At 69.2% G+C, this 1848-nt stretch carries 2 protein-coding genes; both read right to left on the reverse strand.

Annotation, left to right across the window (positions count from 1 at the left end):
- Window positions 1–78 precede the first annotated feature (78 nt).
- Window positions 79–1245: a cystathionine gamma-synthase gene (locus tag AWC19_RS03115; RefSeq protein WP_085076639.1), complete on the reverse strand. Its 1167-nt coding sequence runs from the start codon at window positions 1243–1245 to the stop codon at window positions 79–81.
- A 54-nt stretch (window positions 1246–1299) separates the two neighbouring features.
- Window positions 1300–1848 (reverse strand): RDD family protein (locus AWC19_RS03120; protein WP_142280938.1); only part of this gene is annotated, 549 nt, incomplete at its 5' end.

A 1848-nucleotide genomic window follows, 5' to 3' on the forward strand; every position in this document is an offset into this window, starting at 1 on the left:
CGACACGCCACACCCCACCCGGGGGTTCTCCTCACATCAAGCCGACACGCCTGCTACCAACGTCCTGGCCGAGTACAGCTAGGCCAGGGCCTGCTTGAGGTCGGCCAGCAGGTCGTCGACGTCCTCGATGCCCACCGACAGCCGTACCAAATCGTCGGGAACCTCCAGTTGGGAACCGGCGGTCGACGCGTGCGTCATCGCGCTGGGCAGCTCGATCAGCGACTCCACGCCGCCCAGCGACTCGGCCAAAATGAACACCTCCGTGCGGGCGCACAGGTCTTCGGCGGCGCGCCGGCCGCCGCGCATCCGCACCGACACCATGCCGCCGAAGCCGCGCATCTGCCGGGCCGCGACGTCGTGCCCGGGGTGGTCCGGCAGGCCCGGATACAACACGGTGCTCACCGCGGGATGCGCGGCGAGGAATTCCGCGACGGCCCAGGCGTTTTCGCTGTGCCGCTGCATCCGCAAAACTAGGGTTTTCAGGCCGCGCATCGTCAGGTAGGCGTCGAACGGGCCGGGCACCGCGCCGGCCCCGTTCTGCAGGAACGCGAACGCGTCGTCGAGCTCTCGGTCGTTGGTGATCAGCGCGCCGCCCACCACGTCGGAGTGGCCGCCGATGTATTTGGTGGTCGAGTGCAGCACCACGTCGGCGCCCAGCGTCAGGGGCTGCTGCAGGGCGGGAGACGCAAAGGTGTTGTCCACCAACACCTTTGCCGAGTTTTGGGTGCCGACCTCGGCGATCGCGGCGACGTCGGCAATGGACAGCAGCGGGTTGGTCGGCGTTTCCACCCACACCAGCCGGGTCCGTGGCGTGACGGCGGCGCGCACGGCGTCCAGATCCGACAGCGCCACCGGGGTGTAGGTGATGTTCCACCGAGTGAACACCTTGTCGATCAGCCGGAAGGTGCCGCCGTAGGCGTCGTTGGGGATGACCACGTGGTCGCCGGGGCGCAGCATCGCGCGCAGCGCGCAGTCGGTGGCGGCCATCCCGCTGGCGAACGCGCGCCCGAAGGCGCCGTCTTCGACGGCGGCCAGCGACGCCTCCAGCGCGGCCCGGGTCGGGTTGCCGGTGCGCGCGTACTCGAAGCCCCCGCGCAGGCCCCCGACGCCGTCCTGCGCGAAGGTGCTGCTGGCGTAGATGGGGGCGTTGACCACCCCGGTCGCCGGGTCCGGGCGGTAGCCGGCGTGAATGGCCTTGGTGGCCAGCCCCTTGAACTCGTGGTGTGCTTTACCGTCGTCGCTCATCGACGCTCAGCCTAGTGAGGCCCGCGCCGGCGGCGACGCCACCAGGGGCCGCCGTCACTCTTCGATCGGCAGGACCACCGTGGACATGATCTTGTCGGCGAGCGTCTGGCGCTTGGAATCCCACAGCGGCATAAGGAAACCGATGAAGCAGATGATGGCGTCGACGATGTGCGCGATCTGGCGAACCACCGACATCCCGAAGCCGATCGGCGCGCCGGTGACCTCGCTGACCACCTTGATCTTCATCACCGACTTACCCAGGCTCGACCCGGTGGTGCCCTGCCGGTAGCCGTAGTTCCAGACCAGGTAGGCCAGCCCGATCAGCGTCGCCAACCACTGCGCCAGCACGCCGGTGGTCGAGTCCTGGGTCGCGCAGTACTGGTTGACCGTGTACTGGGTGACGTCGGTGACGCACGCCGACTGCTGGGTGGCGAACATGATCCACGAGCCGATGGCCTGCACGACGACGTAGGGCAGGTAATCGATGACGAACGCCAGCGCCCGCGACAGCCACGGGGCGTACGACTCCGTCGGCAGGGTCCGGATCGCCGGCCCGGGCGGTGGGGGGGCGTAGCCACCCGCGGACGGGCCGGCGAACCGATT

Origin of the sequence: Mycobacterium palustre (genome assembly GCF_002101785.1) — a bacterium.
Lineage (GTDB): Bacteria > Actinomycetota > Actinomycetes > Mycobacteriales > Mycobacteriaceae > Mycobacterium > Mycobacterium palustre.